General features: G+C 44.9%; 14 protein-coding genes. 9 read left to right on the top strand and 5 right to left on the bottom strand.

Annotated features, from left to right (window positions below; genetic code table 11):
- Positions 1–76 precede the first annotated feature (76 nt).
- A complete protein-coding gene (locus tag AC27KT_RS17165) occupies positions 77–2,293 on the top strand; it encodes a molybdopterin oxidoreductase family protein (RefSeq protein ID WP_487131980.1) in 2,217 nt (738 codons plus the stop codon).
- 77 nt (positions 2,294–2,370) lie between these two features.
- Here the strand turns inward: AC27KT_RS17165 and gorA are convergent, their stop codons facing one another.
- The 5 genes from gorA to AC27KT_RS17140 all read right to left on the bottom strand — a co-directional run bounded on the left by gorA (position 2,371) and on the right by AC27KT_RS17140 (position 8,429).
- On the bottom strand, positions 2,371–3,720 hold the full coding sequence (gene gorA / locus AC27KT_RS17160; RefSeq protein ID WP_487131978.1) for a glutathione-disulfide reductase: 1,350 nt from the start codon (positions 3,718–3,720) through the stop codon (positions 2,371–2,373).
- Positions 3,721–3,963: 243 nt separating this feature from the next.
- Positions 3,964–5,268, bottom strand: a complete 1,305-nt coding sequence (gene nosR / locus AC27KT_RS17155; protein WP_487131976.1) for a response regulator c-di-GMP phosphodiesterase, NosR family — start codon at positions 5,266–5,268, stop codon at positions 3,964–3,966.
- A gap of 63 nt (positions 5,269–5,331) precedes the next feature.
- Complete coding sequence (locus AC27KT_RS17150; protein ID WP_487132100.1) at positions 5,332–7,011, bottom strand: HAMP domain-containing sensor histidine kinase; 1,680 nt, start codon at positions 7,009–7,011, stop codon at positions 5,332–5,334.
- 11 nt (positions 7,012–7,022) lie between these two features.
- Positions 7,023–7,847: a phosphate/phosphite/phosphonate ABC transporter substrate-binding protein gene (locus AC27KT_RS17145; RefSeq protein ID WP_487131974.1), complete on the bottom strand. Its 825-nt coding sequence runs from the start codon at positions 7,845–7,847 to the stop codon at positions 7,023–7,025.
- Between the two features lie 21 nt (positions 7,848–7,868).
- Entirely contained in the window at positions 7,869–8,429 is a 561-nt protein-coding gene (locus tag AC27KT_RS17140; RefSeq protein ID WP_487131972.1) for a response regulator, read from the bottom strand.
- Between the two features lie 311 nt (positions 8,430–8,740).
- On the opposite strand from AC27KT_RS17140, the gene prlC reads away from it, so the two are divergent.
- The 8 genes from prlC (at position 8,741) to AC27KT_RS17100 (ending at position 16,903) form a co-directional block, all read left to right on the top strand.
- Positions 8,741–10,777 (top strand): oligopeptidase A, encoded by a 2,037-nt coding sequence (prlC, locus tag AC27KT_RS17135; protein WP_487131970.1) that lies wholly within the window; start codon positions 8,741–8,743, stop codon positions 10,775–10,777.
- Positions 10,778–10,783: 6 nt separating this feature from the next.
- Entirely contained in the window at positions 10,784–11,485 is a 702-nt protein-coding gene (locus AC27KT_RS17130) for a DNA-3-methyladenine glycosylase I (protein WP_487131968.1), read from the top strand.
- A gap of 172 nt (positions 11,486–11,657) precedes the next feature.
- The gene (gene ubiE, locus AC27KT_RS17125; RefSeq protein WP_014950941.1) at positions 11,658–12,455 is read left to right on the top strand and encodes a bifunctional demethylmenaquinone methyltransferase/2-methoxy-6-polyprenyl-1,4-benzoquinol methylase UbiE; all 798 of its coding nucleotides are present in this window, start codon (positions 11,658–11,660) and stop codon (positions 12,453–12,455) included.
- On the top strand, positions 12,455–13,090 hold the full coding sequence (locus tag AC27KT_RS17120) for a ubiquinone biosynthesis accessory factor UbiJ (protein WP_487131965.1): 636 nt from the start codon (positions 12,455–12,457) through the stop codon (positions 13,088–13,090). The genes ubiE and AC27KT_RS17120 overlap by 1 nt, the downstream gene beginning before the upstream one ends.
- A 23-nt stretch (positions 13,091–13,113) precedes the next feature.
- Positions 13,114–14,742, top strand: a complete 1,629-nt coding sequence (ubiB, locus tag AC27KT_RS17115) for a ubiquinone biosynthesis regulatory protein kinase UbiB (RefSeq protein ID WP_487131963.1) — start codon at positions 13,114–13,116, stop codon at positions 14,740–14,742.
- A 293-nt stretch (positions 14,743–15,035) separates the two neighbouring features.
- On the top strand, positions 15,036–15,245 hold the full coding sequence (cspE, locus tag AC27KT_RS17110) for a transcription antiterminator/RNA stability regulator CspE (protein ID WP_012519905.1): 210 nt from the start codon (positions 15,036–15,038) through the stop codon (positions 15,243–15,245).
- Between the two features lie 424 nt (positions 15,246–15,669).
- The gene (locus AC27KT_RS17105; RefSeq protein WP_487131960.1) at positions 15,670–16,314 is read left to right on the top strand and encodes a hypothetical protein; all 645 of its coding nucleotides are present in this window, start codon (positions 15,670–15,672) and stop codon (positions 16,312–16,314) included.
- A 106-nt stretch (positions 16,315–16,420) separates the two neighbouring features.
- Complete coding sequence (locus AC27KT_RS17100; RefSeq protein WP_458731610.1) at positions 16,421–16,903, top strand: Lrp/AsnC family transcriptional regulator; 483 nt, start codon at positions 16,421–16,423, stop codon at positions 16,901–16,903.
- Positions 16,904–17,152: the final 249 nt, after the last annotated feature.

Raw genomic sequence — 17,152 nt, 5'->3', positions numbered from 1 at the left:
AATGATGCTTGTCTATTACAGCAATAATCGCTAATTTCGTAACAAGTCATTAACAATGAATTGTGTAGGAATTACCGTGAGCAACGCTGAACAACAATTGCATTATTCTACCTGTACGCTTTGTGAAGCAATGTGTGGTATTGAGGTAGCGACGAAAGGCCGTCAGATACTGTCAATAAAAGGGGATAAAGATAACCCCTTTAGTCAAGGTCATATTTGCCCGAAAGCGAGTGCGTTAAAAGACTTGTACGATGATCCTGATCGCTTGAAGCGCCCTGTAAAAAGGGTAAGACTTGACGACGAAGACAGCGCATGGGAAGAGATTTCTTGGGATGACGCCTTTGATTTGGTTGCAAACAACTTACACCGCATTCAGCAGGCACACGGTAACAATGCGGTTGGTGTGTATTTAGGTAATCCTAATGCGCATAATATGGGCTCAATACTATTTGGGCCTTATTTCTATCGCGCCCTTAAGTCGCACAACCGCTATTCCGCTACATCCGTTGACCAGCTGCCACATCACATTGTTAGTCGACGACTTTTTGGTCATATCTCCCAAATTCCTATTCCTGACATTGACCATACGCAGCACTTTATGATCATCGGCGGAAATCCGCTGGCCTCTAATGGCAGCATTATGACGGTGCCAAACGTGAAGAAACGTTTGAAGGGCATTCAAAAACGCGGTGGGAAAGTCGTTGTTATAGACCCTAAACGCAGCGAAACCGCTGATATCAGCTGTGAACATCACTTTATTCGCCCTGGCAGTGACGCGCTATTACTGCTGGCTATGCTGCATGTATTATTTGAAAAGCAATTGCATAAAGTGGATGAAATTTTACCTTATGCTGAAGATATAAAAGAGGTTGAAAAATACGTTCGCGATTACTCGCCGCAAAAAGTGAGCGAGCTTACCGGTATTTCGGCTTCACAAATCACTCAGCTTGTTTTGGACTTCTGCAATGCTGAGTCTGCAGTTTGTTATGGCAGGATGGGGGCTAGCGTACAAGCGTTTGGCACACTGACCCAATATCTCATCATGCTGTTTAATATGCTCACCGGAAACCTAGATAAGAGGGGGGGCATGATGTTTACACAGCCGGCCGCTGACGTATTACCTGTATCAGGCAAGGGCAGCATGGGCGGATTTACCTCTCGCGTAAGAGGGCTCCCGGCGTTTGCGGGTGAATACCCGGTAGCATGTTTAGCCGAGGAAATCTTAACCCCAGGAGAAGGGCAAATTAAGGCCATGGTGATTGGTGCAGGTAATCCCGTGGTCACTACGCCCAATGCAGAGCAGCTTGATAAAGCATTTTCTCAACTCGATTTTTTGGTTGCGGTAGATTTTTACGTTACCGAAACCTCTCGCCATGCAGATGTAATTCTTCCTCCGGTAACCGCGCTAGAGCGCGACCACTACGACATTGTTTTTCACAACTTTGCAGTGCGTAATTTCGCTAAATTCTCCGAAGCTGTGGTGGACATTGATGAAGACCAGCTTACCGATTGGCAAATCTATCTGTCTTTAGCTAAGCGGCTAGATGCCCTAAACGGAAAAAGCACGGCACACTATGCTGCGCTTTGGGACAAACAGCCTAAAGGTGTGGTCGATGATTTATTGCAAGCTGGGCTGTATGGTCGAGGGGCAAACGAAAGCAGAGACGCTCAGGCTAACTTAAATCAAACTTCACCCGACATTCCCTCAGAAGGGTTGTCGATTGAAATACTTAAAGCACACCCGCACGGAATTGACTTAGGACCGCTGCGGCCTTCCTTGCCTCATGCTTTGTTCCATGAAGATAAGAAGATCCACTTAGACTTTGATTATTTCATGTCTGATTTAGACAGGGTTAATACGCATTTCTTTGGAAAAGCGAAACATGCTACGCCACAAAATCAGTCCGTCGTTTTGATAGGACGCCGGCACATTAAAACCAATAATTCGTGGCTGCATAACAGTCCTCGTATGGTGAAAGGCAACAACCGCTGTACGTTGCAGTTGCACCCTGATGACGCCGCTAAATACGGCATTGAAGATGGTGGTGAGGTCAGTGTGAAATCGCGCGTTGGGGTGCTAACTGTAGAGGCTGAGATCACAGATGCAATTATGCCCGGCGTGGTGTCTATTCCGCATGGATGGGGTCACAACAAAAAAGGTATAAAGTTGTCTGTGGCAAGTCAACATCCTGGGGTTAACACCAACATCCTTACCGACGATTTACAGGTAGACGAACTGTCGGGAAATGCGGTACTAAATGGTGTACCAGTCGAGCTAGAAAAAGTTAGTTAGAGGCATATAAAAAACCGGCATTTACTTGCTAGTAAATGCCGGTTTTTGTAAGAAAGCACTCAATTAAGCACCTATTCTTAGGTCATTGTAACAAACTCTTCCGCACTGGTAGGGTGAATGGCTACACAAGCGTCAAAATCAGCTTTGGTCGCGCCCATTTTTATAGCAACGGCGAAGCCTTGCAGAATTTCATCCATGCCGTGGCCAATACCGTGTAGACCTACCACTTTTTCCTCTTTACCTGCACACACAAGTTTCATCTTAGTCATTTGACGATGGCGGGTTACCGCGGTGTACATAGACGCAAAACTAGAGGTGTATACTTTAATGTTATCCTCGCCATATTCTTTGACAGCTTCTGGCTCGGTTAAGCCAATTGTGCCAATAGGTGGGTGACTAAATACCACGGTTGGAATCATCGAGTAATCCATGTGAGCGTCTTTTTGGCCGTTAAATAAACGTTCGCTAAGCAAACGACCTGCTTTAACTGCCACCGGAGTAAGCTCTGCCTCCCCGGTAATATCACCTACTGCGTACACGTTTTTGGCTGTGGTATTTTGGTACTTATCTACTTTAACCGTGCCGTCATCACTTAACTCAACGTCGGTGTTTTCAATATCGATTTTGTCGGTAGAAGGCTTACGGCCAATCGCCCAAATTAGGCAGTCAGCTTTTAGCACTTCACCGTTGGTTAGATGCACTGATAGCTCACCATCGTCAGCCTTTTCTACTTTCTCCACACTGGCATGGTCGTGCAGTTTGCAGCCTTCAGCGTGGATCATGTCAACCAAAGTTTCGTGAATAAGCGGGTCGAAGTTTCTAAGCGGCGCGTGTTTGCGAACCACTAGGTGCGATTCTGTTCCAAGAGCGTGTAGTACGCCGGCTAATTCCACGCCAATGTATCCGGCACCAACCACAACAGCGCGCTTAGGCTGCTCTTTTAAGGCGAAGAAACCATCAGAATCAATGCCGTATTCGGCACCTTCAATATCTGGGATTATTGGGCGGCCGCCTACTGCAATCGTAATATGATCAGCCGTGTACTTTTCGCCGTTAACTTCTATCGTGTTGTTATCAATAAACTTCGCGAAACCACGGATAAGCGTTACATCGTTCGCAGTAAGAGCACGGTCGTAAGAGGCATGAATACGCTCAATATAAGCCTGGCGGCTGGCAATCAGGCTGTCCCAGCTAAAGTGATTTACCGACAAATCGAACCCGTATTCAGGTGCGTAGCGGTGAATAGCTTCAGCTACCTGTGCTCCGTACCACATGGCTTTTTTAGGCACGCAGCCAACGTTCACGCATGTACCGCCAATATCTTTCGCTTCAATGATAGCGGCCTTTTTTCCGTGTTTAGCTGCACGATTTGCGGATGCGATACCACCGCTGCCACCGCCAATACAAATATAATCAAAATGTGTCATTAAAAAAGCCTTTTTTGTCGGTTAGGCGAACGCAAGCGATAAGCACAAATGCCTTCGACAGGTTCGCAAAGCAAATCATTCTCTATCGGTCTCGTCATAAAGAGTAATCAAAAGACCGAGATTTGCTTAAGGGAATTTCATTTAGTTTATCAATGGGGACAGTGCAGCCTAATTAAAAGGCTAAGGTAAAGCGAGGCATATTCATGCATCGCCCGTCCTGTTTTCAGCACGAAACCTTTAAGCTTATTCACTTATAGTAGCAGAAAGCTCTTCTGGTTCTATTTGAATACTAAACGCTTTTCCACGCTCTTCTTCAAAGTGTACGAGTTTTTGAATGGTGGCATCACTAAACACATGTCCCTCGGGAAGGATAAGGATGTGACTATCGTTATACAAATTTTGGGCGAGGACCATGCCCGGCTTAAGCTGCGTGGCTTTTAATGATGTCGAGAGCAGTTTAGACGTTGTGACATCTTCTGCTTCGAGTAAAAGGTCCAAAAACTCGCCGTCATAGCGGGTATTTCTGTGCTTTTTCATTTCTAATTTGGCATCGCGAGGGCTCATTTCCACACCACTCATTCTGCCAGTTACTAAGCGCCAATAATCTCGGGCAATCGCTAAAATACGCGCGCCTGCGGGAATTTCTTTGGCAACTTTGTTATACAAACCTGAGCCATTGTAGTGCTCGAATTGAAACTCGATGATATCTGAAACTTGATGCAGTTCGTGTGCCGGCGCGAGGATCAGTGCTGCCTGTTTGGTTTGCGACAAGTAATTTTGTTGCTGTTGATATTTAAGCTTTGAAAATGGCGCTTTGAAATCTTCGGTTTCAAGCCCTAGCAGGCCAAGCTCACAAATAAGGCCGGCATAGCGTACTTGCTTTATTTCGTCTTTCTCTAAACGAGCAATACGCGCAAGTTTCGACGCTAATTCACTCACCTCAATAGCAAACTTACCGTTGATGTTTGGATTAATGCTTATCACGTTGAACAGCACTTGCTCCATGGCAATATTGTGCTTTTCTATTTTATTAAGCGCAGCCTTTATTTGGCGGGTACGCTTTTGAACCACTTGTTCCAGCGAAGCGTTTACGTCTCTAAGCTTTCTGTTTTGAAGGCGAGTAAGTTTTTGAAGACGCGTATTTTCGGCCTTCAATTTAACCCGCTCTAACCCCTCCTCAACCACAGATATTAATTCTTGGTTATCCCACGGCTTTTGAAGATATCGATGAATTTTACCTTGGTTAACGGCTTTAATAGTTGACTCGATATCGGCATATCCAGTCAGTACAACTCTAAATGTATCGGGATAATTAATAGCAACTTGCTCAAGAAGCTCAGCGCCTGACATTTGAGGCATTTTCATGTCTGAGATTACAACGTGGACCTCGTGATTACTCATCAGTTCCAGTGCTTTAGCACCGCTGTCAGCAAGCAGTAGCGTAATATCCATGGTGAAGAGCGCGCGTTTAATTGCACGAAGAATATTAGGTTCGTCGTCGACAAATAGCACGGTATAGGTTGAAGCTTGTTCAGTAGGCTCTGTCATAAATTATCCTTATACGCGACGTAACTAATATCACATGCTATTACATTATTTGACACTATAACTTCATGCATTATTAGTATCACCGTTATTTTGTGAGTCTTTGGAAACTGGGTTGATTGGAAGCGCTAGCGTAAATGTACTGCCATCTCCTTCGGTGCTAGAGGCTGATAGCGTTCCGCCGTGTTCTTGCGCAATACCAAATGAAATTGAAAGTCCTAAACCCGTTCCTTGTCCTTCCGGTTTTGTAGTGAAAAAAGGATTAAACAGTTTATCAAGGTGGCTTGGCGGTATTCCGCAGCCGGAATCTTCTACTCGTAACTCAACAAACTCGCCAACAGTGCAAGTTGTGATAATGATTTTTCCGTTTTTGCCAGTAGCTTCAATAGCTTGGCCAGCGTTAATGAGAAGGTTAGTTATCACTTGAGATATTTTACCAACATTCATATCTACATCAGGGATCCTTCCCAAATGCGTTTCTACTGTACATATGTATTTTAGTTGGTTATTAACCATGGCCAATGTGGTTCGCACACAATCATTAATGTTGTGTTTTTGCATTTGATCGCTATCAACGCGAGAAAACAATTTAAGCCCTTTCACTATCTCAGCAACGCGCTGCAAGCCTTCGCGAGAGTCACCGAGCAAGTCGGAAATATCTTCATTGATGAAAGCCATATCTTGATTGCCCAGCATTTTTTCAAGTTTATCAAGGGCAAGCGCGCGCTTTTGCTCATCCTTCTCGTCTAAAACAACCTGAATCTGTGAAAAAATCATTTGATAAGTCGCAACGTATTCACTGAGTGTTGAAATGTTGCTGCTAACAAAACCTACAGGATTATTAATTTCATGGGCAACACCAGCGGCGAGTTGCCCTACTGACGCCATTTTTTCAGCCTGAAGAAGTTGTACTTGGGCCTCTTTTAAATCTTTGTTCGTTTCTTCTAGCTGATAGTTTTTCTGGTTGAGTAAGGCTGTCCTGTCTTGTACTTTTTCTTCGAGAAGTGTGTTTAGTTCTTTAAGCTCATCTTGTGCACGCTGGCGCTGTTCGTATTCTTCCTTTAGCCGCTCAACGAGTTGATTAAATGCCTCAGCGAGCTCGCTTAATTCATCTTTCCCCCTAACAGAAACAAAAACTTCTTTATAGTCGTTGTTTCTCACCGCCTCACCTAAGTGTTTAGCACCCTGCAAAAGCTGCTGAAGCTGAGACATTAAAAACGAGCCGAGTAAATACGAACACAAACCAACTAGAACGAACTCCATCAGAGCGAGGGTTACCGTCCAGCTTCTAACCCTAGAGACCGATTCAGTAACTGAGGCTATGTTTAGGCCAATTTCAACATAGCCGTATAAGGTATTGTTTACCATAATTGGAGCGCGGGTGTCATATACACCATCGTCAGCTTCTGACACCGATAAGTCTGCTTCAAAGGGACGACTAAGCGCGGCTTCACTACCTTTCTCTACAAATATATTGTTGGTTTTGTCTTTTACTCTCACGTATGAAATATTAGGGTTGGTTAATATTTCGGATACATCGGCATCAAGTGAAGCTAAGTCATAGCTTAAAAAAGCATTCTTTGTTGTAGATACAAAAAGTGCAACCGTGGTGTCTGCAGACTTTTTGATGTTGCTGTCAACAAGATCGTTTAACAATTGAAACACAGTCACAAGGAGCACCAGCAGCAAAAGTGCAGCGATACTTGCAATTCCGGTAATCGTTTTAAATCGCAACGACAGCTTCATATGTTCATTTCTCATAGGTGCGGTCTTGAAAGTGACGCAATTCCTAGGTTTCTCACGTCGTCCCAATCGTTGTCTCTAGAGGCAATAAATCCGCCCAACCCAATATCGCTTAAAATTGAGGACTTACTGCTGTCATTAGATAATGCAATCAATGCATTAAGAATAGCTTGTCTATCGTCATCTGCCATCTTTGGGTGCGTCGCGATGGGGTGGGGCGTATAACCCTCACTTTGCCACAGCACACGAAGGTCATTTTTTATTGCTTCCGGAGAAATATTTAACGTGCGAAAAATTCCGCCACCTGCTTTAAAAAAATTACGCTGTACTGATAAGTACACCGAGTCGTGAGATTTCACATAACGAGGAATGAATGCGATGTTATTTTTGCGTAAGTGAGCGCTGGTGATAATAGTCGCTGCAAACGCAGCGGGCGCAGGAAAGGCAATTTCAGACCCGTTTAAATCTGAAAGCGTTTGAATTGGACTGTCCCGGTGAACCACAATGAGCCCACGTATTTTCTTGTCTGCCTGATGAGCAAGTGCGCGATAACCCACAGAGTCGTTAAAAACCACAAAATGATAAGGGTTCATGTAGGCCAAGTCGTAAAGTCCGGCAGTTAGGTTAGCTTCGAAAGTAGGAATGTCTTTGGCCGTTCTAAATTCAATGTTAAGACCAGTGTAATTACTCACATAATCAATAAATGGTTGCCACTTTTCGGTCATTTTCTTGGCAGATTGCTGAGGAACAACGCCAAACGTCAGCGCTTTTCCCTCAGCTGAAAGCGGGACTAAAGTAATCCATAGAGCGATTAAAATGCACGTTGCTGGCCAAGACATAGTCATTCCTTCTCATTCAAACTACATTGACATGAATTGCTCTAGCACATTGGTAAGATCATGATTTGAGAAAGGCTTTTGAAGCGTCGCATCAGCACCGATTTCCAGCGCACGCTCAAGACTTATGTCGTCTAAGGCTGATATGACGATAATTTTCAAATCTTTGTATTTGCTTTGTTCTCGGGTGAATTCAATAACACTGTAACCATCCATGCCAGGCATGCTAAGGTCAAGTGTCATAACCTTTGGTTCGTATTGACTTAACATGATCCCTGCTTGGAATCCCCCAGTCGCGATGTACGAATCGAAGCCTGCGCGTCTTGCTACACGCTGTATCGACTTGGCCACCGGCATCTCGTCGTCTACGATCAGGATGGATGGTGAGGCAATCCCTCTGAGCGCATCTGGAATAGGCATATCATGGCGTTCAAGAAACTCAATAAAGTCTTCAACAAGAACACGATTGTTACCACGTCCCGGAAGCTTGAAGCCCTTAAGCTTTCCGCTTTCGATCCATCGAATTACAGTGCGAAGGTTTACGTCGCAGTACGAGGCTATTTCGCCTGATGTTAAGGTTTTCATATCAATGCCTTGTAGATATATTAACCAGAATTATAGCTGCTATATGACTAGGAGACAAAGTAGACAAAAGGATGAAATACGACATTTGCGACATGCCTGGGGCGGTCGTGGTGTGAGATCACGCAAATCTGACGACTACCCCTACATGGAAAAGTGCGCTCAGCTTAATGAGTTATGGTGCAGTTTGGTGATCCATAGCCTTAAACTAGAAGTAACTTCAAGACAGGTCAACAGATGCGTAAACAATAGCTTGCTTTTAGTCAGCAAAGCCCCATCATTATTCTATCAAAGCGTTAAGAGTGAAAAAGATTATGACAACCCCTGCAATAGAAATGGTAGATGGACTACCAATTTTTTCCGCTATTGAGCCTGCCTCTATTAAGCCCGCAATTGAAAATGCCATTGCGGCGTGTAAAAGCGAAATAGAAGAGGTCGTGGCGTCGAAAGATTACTCTTACCAAAATTTAGTGCTGCGCCTTGAAGAGGTGGACGACCGTTTAAGCAAAATGTTCTCGCCGGTGTCTCATATGAATAGCGTGGTGAGCAGCGATGAATTGCGTGAAGCCCACGATGCGTGTTTGCCACTATTATCTGAATATGGAACTTGGGTAGGCCAGCACGAAGGCCTTTACAATGCTTATGCTTCCCTCAAAGCGTCAAACGAATTTGCGACCTTGAGCGAAGAGCAACAGAAAGTGATTGAAAACGCCGTTCGCGATTTCACGTTGTCAGGTGTAGCGCTTCCCGCAGAGCAGAAGAAACGTTTTGCAGAGATTCAGGCAAAGCTTAGCGAGCTATCGTCAACCTTTTCCAACAATGTGATGGACGCCACTATGGGCTGGACTAAACACATTACCGATGAAGCTGAACTTGCCGGTATGCCAGAGTCAGCCCTTGAAGCAGCGGCGCAAGCTGCGCACCAAAAAGACTTACAGGGCTGGTTGTTTACGTTAGACATTCCGTCTTATTTGCCGGTCATGCTTTACGCCGATAACCGCGAACTTCGCGAAGAAATGTATCGCGCCTATGCAACAAAAGCGTCTGATCAAGGCCCTAATGCGGGTAAGTGGGATAATACCGATATAATCAAAGAAACCTTAACGCTGCGTACTGAACTGGCTGAATTGTTAGGCTTTTCAAGTTATGCAGAGCGTTCACTAGCGACTAAAATGGCGGACTCTACCGATCAGGTCATAGGTTTCTTACGTGATTTGGCGGCTAAGTCTAAGCCTCAGGCAGAAAAAGAGCTTGAAGAAGTACGAGCGTACGCGAAAGACAAGCATGGTGTTAGCGAGCTAGCGGCATGGGATTTACCGTATTACAGCGAGAAACTGAAACAGGAAAAGTACACGATTTCTGATGAAATGCTTCGTCCTTATTTCCCCGAAGATAAAGTGTTGTCTGGTTTATTCGAAGTAGTACATCGCCTGTACGGCTTAAAAATTATTGAGCAGCCTGGCATTGATACATGGCACAAAGATGTACGCTACTTCACCATTACTGACGATGCCGATGTGATGCGCGGCAGCTTTTACCTAGACTTATACGCACGAGCTAAAAAGCGTGGCGGCGCGTGGATGGATGAATGTCGCGTACGTCGTGAAAAAATGGATGGCGAATTACAGCTACCCGTTGCGTACCTTACCTGTAACTTCAACGCACCTGTAGGGGATAAGCCAGCGCTATTTACTCATGATGAAGTGGTGACCATGTTCCATGAGTTTGGTCATGGGATCCATCACATGCTTACTAAAATGCGCGTAGCGGGTGTATCGGGTATTAACGGTGTACCGTGGGATGCGGTTGAATTGCCAAGCCAATTTTTAGAAAACTGGTGCTGGGAAGAAGACGCACTTAACTTTATCTCTGGTCACTATGAAACGGGTGAGCCACTCCCTGCTGATTTACTGGACCGTATGCTTGCTGCACGGGATTACCAGTCTGCTATGCAGATGGTACGCCAGCTTGAATTCAGTCTTTTCGACTTTTTACTGCATAGCGAAAAGGGCAGTGAGGTAGACGTACAGGGCACATTGGATAAAGTGCGTGAAGAGGTGGCCGTGGTCATTCCTCCATCATTCAACCGGTTCCAAAACGGCTTTGGTCACATATTTGCTGGTGGATACGCAGCGGGCTACTACAGCTATAAGTGGGCCGAGGTGCTTTCTGCCGACGCGTACAGCAAGTTTGAAGAGGATGGCATTTTTAACCGTGACACGGGCAAAGCATTCTTAGAAAACATTTTAGAAATGGGCGGCAGTAAGCCTCCTATGGACTTGTTTGTTGCTTTTAGGGGGCGCGAGCCGCAAGTTGACGCTTTGCTTCGTCACAGCGGTATTAAAGGCTAGGCACACATGAAAGAGTCTAAGCTAGAGTCTTTTCAATCTATCTACCGCCGAGCGTGCGAGCGCAAAGGCGGTGAAAGGGTGCTTGAAGCCATGCTCCAAGCACCACTTTCTAAAGCGCAAATTGAAGCCATTCCTGACGACCGTTTTTTAGCGGCGATGACCAAAAAAGTGTTCCAGTCGGGCTTCGTTTGGCGAGTTATTGAGCAAAAGTGGCCCGACTTTGAAACCGTATTTTTCGGGTTCGACATTGATAAAGTGTTGTTGATGCCCGATGAAATGCTAGAGCAAAAAGCGTCAGATAAGCGCATTGTTCGCAACTATAAAAAAGTGATGACAGTGCGTGACAATGCCATGATGATCAAAGACGTAGCCCTGGAGCACGGTAGCTTTGGTAAGTTCGTAGCAGGCTTTGAAAAAGGCAATATCACTGAGCTTTGGGCGTTTTTGAAAAAACGCGGTGCGCGATTAGGTGGCAACACCGGCCCCTACATGCTTCGTGCACTAGGCATAGACACGTTTTTATTCTCTCGTGACGTGGAAGATTACTTGCGAAAGAATGAAATTATCGACGGTGGCTTAACCTCGAAAAAGTCGCTGTCGGCGGCCAATGCGGCATTTGCGCAATGGCATGAAGAAAGCGGCCGTTCTTTGCAAGAGATCAGTGCCATTGTTGCCTATAGTTGGGGCACAAACAATCAGGTAGCGTAGAGCAAGCTGCTTTAGTCTTTTAAACAAGCGAGCTTGTGCCTTGCAGGCTCCGCTTTTGTAAAGGCCAAAGGCTTGATTTACATCACGAGACAGTCTGGCATAAAGCTTTTGCTTGAGCACACAATCCTATACACTTCGGCATTAATAAAAATATTCAAATTACAGGACTGTCATGAGCGACAATCAAACTCCCGCTACGCAAGCAGACTCTGCAATCGACAATGCTACTGAGCATACAACGCACTTTGGTTTCAAACAGGTGGATAAAGGGCAAAAAGCCTCTTTAGTTGCTAATGTTTTTGACTCTGTTGCAGCAAAGTACGACGTAATGAACGACCTTATGTCGATGGGAGTGCATCGTTTATGGAAGCGTTTCACAATAGACTGCAGCGGTGTTCGCGCTGGCAATAAAGTATTGGATATTGCCGGTGGTACTGGCGATTTAACCGCTAAGTTCTCTCGCTTGGTAGGCCCAACAGGGCGCGTAACCCTTGCTGATATCAACTTGTCTATGCTGAAAGTGGGCCGTGACAAGCTTCGCGACCGAGGTTTGGTAAGCAACATCGATTATGTGCAAGCTGACGCAGAAGCATTGCCTTTCCCTGACAACCACTTTGATGTGGTGACCATGGCATTCGGCCTTAGAAACGTAACGGAAAAGCAAAACGCGCTCAATTCTATTTTTCGCGTGTTAAAACCAGGCGGCCGTTTATTGGTATTAGAATTTTCTAAGCCTACGTCAGAACAGCTCAGCAAACTTTACGATATGTACTCGTTTCACATTTTGCCAAAAATGGGGCAACTGGTGGCGAACGATGCAGAAAGCTACCAATACCTTGCGGAAAGTATTCGCATGCACCCTGATCAAGAAACCTTGAAGGGTATGTTTGAGCAGGCTGGCTTTGAGCAATGTGATTACCAAAACCTGACTGGCGGTATTGTAGCGCTGCACAGAGGTTATAAGTTTTAATGCCTACTTCTGCGCTGGTTACCGCAACGGCTGAATCGGTTTTAAACAAGTTACTGTCTTTAGATGAAGAAAGCGAAGCAAGGCTAAAAGCGCTTGCTGGCGCTAGGCTTACCGCGTTCATTTCGCCGCTTCCCTATGGTATTACGCTGTCGTTTTCTGACCGTATCGACGTGCTTAGTGAACAAGGCTCGTTTGAAGACGCCGTCGCGGCCCTCGGGCCGAAAGACTGTTGTATTAAAACGTCGTTACAAACCTTGCCAGAGTTAAAAGAAACCAGCCAGTTGACTCGACTTATTCAGCAAAAAGCCCTCTTTTTGGAAGGAGAGCTAAATGTTGCTCAGCAAGTCAGTGCCTTATTTCAGCAGCTCGACATTGACATTGAAGAGTTGCTGGCACAAAAGACTAACGATGTTATTGCCCATCAAACCGTGAAAACGATGAAAACTGTGCATGAGAAGTCGATGTCAGCGCTAGCCTCCATGGCGAAAGTATTCGGAAACGCCGTAGTAGAAGAAAAGCAGCTTGCTGCACACAAGCTGGCGGTTATGCACTTTAGTGACGAAGTTAATGCGCTTCGCGATCGAGCAGAAAGTGCCGATGCGCGACTGCGCCGCCTAGAAGAAAAATTTAAGTAAGATTGAGAGAAACAGGCTCATAAATGCGTATTGTTAGGTTATACCGAATTAACAAGGTATTGTTGGAACACGGCTTAGACGAACTTATTCCAGCAAAGTGGTTACCCTGGTATGCGCGGGCTATGCGTCATACCATTTTCTGGGTGCGGAACAAGCACAAGGGCAAGTCAGCCGGCGAGCGTATTACGCTTGCACTACAAAACCTTGGGCCTGTTTTTATTAAATTCGGCCAGATGCTCTCTACCCGCCGAGACTTGCTTCCCCCTGCCATTGCTAACGAACTTGCCCGTTTACAAGACAAAGTTCCGCCGTTTTCATCTGAAGCAGCGCAACACATTATCAAGCAAGCGTTGGGGCTTTCTGATTTAAGCGAATTATTCAGTGAATTTGAAAAAGCGCCGCTGGCGTCTGCCTCTATCGCCCAAGTTCACGCGGCAAAGTTAAAGCATAACAATGAAGACGTCGTGGTAAAGGTATTGCGCCCAGATATTCGCGATACCATTGTGGCGGACATGGAGCTGTTATTTAGCTTGGCTAACGTGCTTCAACGCTGGCTTCCTGACGGCAAACGTCTGCGTCCTGTGGAAGTGGTTGTAGAATATCGCAAGACCATTGTTGATGAGCTTGATTTGCTACGTGAATCTGCGAATGGCATCCAGCTTGGTCGCAACTTTGAAGGTTCTGACGCGCTGTATGTACCTAAAATTTACAGTGACTACTGTCGCAGTAATGTACTGGTTATGGAGCGCATTTACGGCCTACCTATCTCAAATATCGACGCATTACTTACACAAAATACCAATATGAAAAAGTTGGCCGAGCGTGGTGTGGAGGTATTCTTCACTCAGGTGTTTCGCGACAGCTTTTTCCATGCAGACATGCATCCGGGCAATATCTTTGTATCTACGGAACATCCTGAAAACCCAAAATACATCGCCATCGATTTTGGTATTGTGGGTACGCTAAACCGTGAAGATAAGCGCTATTTGGCTGAAAACTTTATTGCCTTCTTCAACCGCGACTATCGCAAAGTCGCCCAGCTTCACGCTGACTCAGGTTGGGTGCCGCAAGACACCAACATCGATGAATTTGAGATGGCCATTCGCACGGTATGTGAACCTATATTTCAAAAGCCACTTGCAGAAATTTCCTTTGGTAACGTGCTGCTACAGCTTTTTAATACAGCACGACGTTTCAATATGGTGGTTCAGCCACAGCTTGTGCTACTGCAAAAAACATTGCTGTATATCGAAGGCTTAGGCCGTCAGTTGTATCCTCAGCTTGATTTATGGAAAACCGCCAAGCCGTTTCTTGAAAACTGGATGAAAGAGCAGATTGGCTTTACCGCCATGATGGGGAAGGTAAAAGACAATTTACCTTTCTGGTCTGAAAAACTGCCTGAAATGCCAGACCTTCTTTACGACAGTTTACAGCAAATGAAGCGCTTGCCTCTACAACAACAAAGGGCCCATTTGGCTCTGCTTCAAGAGCAAAAGAAAACAACTCAGACCACTCATTTAAGCGTAGTGGGTGCCACCTTTGTGTTAATGACAGCAATACTGCCAATGTACGATTTATCTTGGTATTTCCCTGCAAGTACAGGCGTAATTGGCGCAGTTTGCTGGTATTTGGCGTGGCGAAAAGGGCTTTGATTTTTGTTACGCTGCGGTGAATTATTTATGAAATCCGTAGTTTATCAATTAATTTGTATAGTAATCGTCCCGAAGAGTGTTATAGTGGTTGTGGCTCTAAGCCAAAGTCTTTAAATAGACGCGATTTTGTATTATTTGCTATATGTTAAACCACTCGAGTTACCCGGTAATTTGTTGTAAGTTGTTTGTCCATTCGTAAGTAAGACCCAATACTCCGCCAATTTAAAGACTCTAAAGAACTTAGTTACACGCGCTTATGCGCAATTTAATACGATATTTGAGGTCTATACGACATGTCTAAAGTTACAGGCACAGTTAAGTGGTTCAACGCTGATAAAGGTTACGGTTTTCTAACTCAGGATAACGGCGGTAAGGACGTATTCGTTCATTTCCGTGCGATCATCTCTGACGGTTACAAAACGCTTCCAGAAGGTCAGCGAGTAGAATTTGAAGTTGAAGAAGGTCAAAAAGGTCTTCAAGCTGCTAACGTGCAAGCTATCTAAGAATTCAAAAACGGCGGTCATTTGACCGCCGTTTTTCTTTCTGTTGTCTGGGTTTCCACGCTCACGCTTATTACACGACTAGGCTTTTATCGCATAAAGCGTTTGGTCTACAACTTTTAATGTATATATCTCTATAGAGTAGCGCTTTCAGTCATCTACAAGTCTACAGTGTAGCTATTGCAATCTTTTCTCAACTACACCATACAAGCATTCGTTCACCCCAATTAATTTTGATGCTCGCACCATAGCCCTAATATCGGTACGTCACGGTATTGCGTAGTCATAGCGTTTAATGCTTTACTCATCACAACGACCATTTAGGTAACACCGGTCCGTACAGTTAATTACCTACTAAGCAAGACGCAAAGTGTTTGTAATTACGGCCTGTTACCGCAGGTATAAATACGTCTAAAAGGAGTGCTTAATGCGCATACTATCAACGCTTCGATCCTCATTGGCCACTGCGCTACTTATTCTTTTTTCAAACCTTGCTAATGCAGCCCAAGTAAATGAACAAGTTGCTGATCAGAGTATTTTGGCAAAGGTGCTAAATATCGAAATCCGTATGGAAGACGTCGTGCCTAGTGAAGAAGAACGCAAAAACTTAAAGCAGAAAGCGAAAGACAATTACTCAGATATGCTTGAATATGTTGCCCGCGTAAATGCGTCTAACAAAATTTATGAGCTTGTATTAGAGGATTACGCAAAGCAAAAAGGTATCGCTGTTAACCAAACACTAATAAGCAAGTTTATAGAGAAGTTTGAAAGCCAAGTTTCAAGTGAAACAGCAACGAAACCCATAAGAGAGATAGCGGCTAAGCAGGTTCTTCAATTTCAAACAGAAAAAGCGATGTTCGAAGAATTTGGAGGGCGCGTTATCTTTCGCCAGTCTAACCCGCAAATGCCGATTGATGCATACAATGCTTTGCTATCTCGCTATCGCGATGCAGGTAAACTTGCCATAATAGATGAGGACTTGGGCGATGCATTCTGGGGTGTATTTACGCCGCCCTATCAATACGAAATTGCGCCGGAAAATATCGATTTTACTCAGCCATGGTGGCTTTAGATAGTGGCCTTAAAAAGTGGCGTTAATCTGCACATCAAAAACTAAAGCACCTGACGTAATTCACTGAAAAACTAAGAACATTGAAAATAAAGGGCAATACCTTACTATGGGTAGTGAAAAAACAGGCGGTATAGACGCAATAGATAAAGCCATTTTGGCCATGCTACAGAATAGCGCTGACACACCTGTTGCAGAAATCGCTGAGCAAGTCGGGCTTACGGTAACGCCCTGCTGGCGGCGTATTCAAAAGCTAGAAGAGAAGGGCATAATCTCTAGGCGAGTAGCGCTGTTGCAAGCAAAACACTTGGGGCTGGCCATGACCGTTTTCGTGCAAGTAAAAGCGGGCAGACATGATGGAAAGTGGCTGGCAAGTTTCGCCAAGCACGCCGCGTCGTTTGATGAAGTTGTTGAATGTTATCGTATGTCTGGCGAATACGATTACCTGCTGAAAGTTCTCGTTACCGATATGGATTGCTTCGATCACTTTTATAAGCGATTAGTTAACGGTATAGAATTTTCCGACGTAACTTCAAGCTTTGCAATGGAGCAGATTAAGTACACAACCTCGGTACCGTTAAACCACATTTAAAATCAAAAAAATGGGGCCGGTTTGACGGGCCCCATATAAATTAATGATTTTGGTCTTCAACGTGCTGGTCGGCGAATATCTTGGATTTCTTTTTGATTTTACATCCTAAGATACGCTGCGCATTTTTACGGCCGATATAGTGAGCGACTGTGTAGGGGTGCGCGCGCTTGAAGAACCGTGAGAACGAATGGAATACATTTTCCATAGTATTGGCTCCTTCTATTAAAAATTGCCCCAAATAAAATATAG

This window comes from Alteromonas sp. 5NW40-0090 (genome assembly GCF_057552975.1).
The sequence above is the reverse complement of the archived record's forward strand: the minus strand, read 5'-3'. Positions and strand labels throughout refer to the sequence as shown.

Excerpts from the sequence above, each read along its gene's own strand:
- gorA (WP_487131978.1), bottom strand. The coding sequence starts at position 3,720 with ATGACACATTTTGATTATATTTGTATTGGCGGTGGCAGCGGTGGTATC.
- nosR (WP_487131976.1), bottom strand. The coding sequence starts at position 5,268 with ATGACAGAGCCTACTGAACAAGCTTCAACCTATACCGTGCTATTTGTC.
- AC27KT_RS17150 (WP_487132100.1), bottom strand. The coding sequence starts at position 7,011 with ATGAAGCTGTCGTTGCGATTTAAAACGATTACCGGAATTGCAAGTATC.
- AC27KT_RS17145 (WP_487131974.1), bottom strand. The coding sequence starts at position 7,847 with ATGTCTTGGCCAGCAACGTGCATTTTAATCGCTCTATGGATTACTTTA.
- AC27KT_RS17140 (WP_487131972.1), bottom strand. The coding sequence starts at position 8,429 with ATGAAAACCTTAACATCAGGCGAAATAGCCTCGTACTGCGACGTAAAC.
- prlC (WP_487131970.1), top strand. The coding sequence starts at position 8,741 with ATGACAACCCCTGCAATAGAAATGGTAGATGGACTACCAATTTTTTCC.
- AC27KT_RS17130 (WP_487131968.1), top strand. The coding sequence starts at position 10,784 with ATGAAAGAGTCTAAGCTAGAGTCTTTTCAATCTATCTACCGCCGAGCG.
- ubiE (WP_014950941.1), top strand. The coding sequence starts at position 11,658 with ATGAGCGACAATCAAACTCCCGCTACGCAAGCAGACTCTGCAATCGAC.
- AC27KT_RS17120 (WP_487131965.1), top strand. The coding sequence starts at position 12,455 with ATGCCTACTTCTGCGCTGGTTACCGCAACGGCTGAATCGGTTTTAAAC.
- ubiB (WP_487131963.1), top strand. The coding sequence starts at position 13,114 with ATGCGTATTGTTAGGTTATACCGAATTAACAAGGTATTGTTGGAACAC.
- cspE (WP_012519905.1), top strand. The coding sequence starts at position 15,036 with ATGTCTAAAGTTACAGGCACAGTTAAGTGGTTCAACGCTGATAAAGGT.
- AC27KT_RS17105 (WP_487131960.1), top strand. The coding sequence starts at position 15,670 with ATGCGCATACTATCAACGCTTCGATCCTCATTGGCCACTGCGCTACTT.
- AC27KT_RS17100 (WP_458731610.1), top strand. The coding sequence starts at position 16,421 with ATGGGTAGTGAAAAAACAGGCGGTATAGACGCAATAGATAAAGCCATT.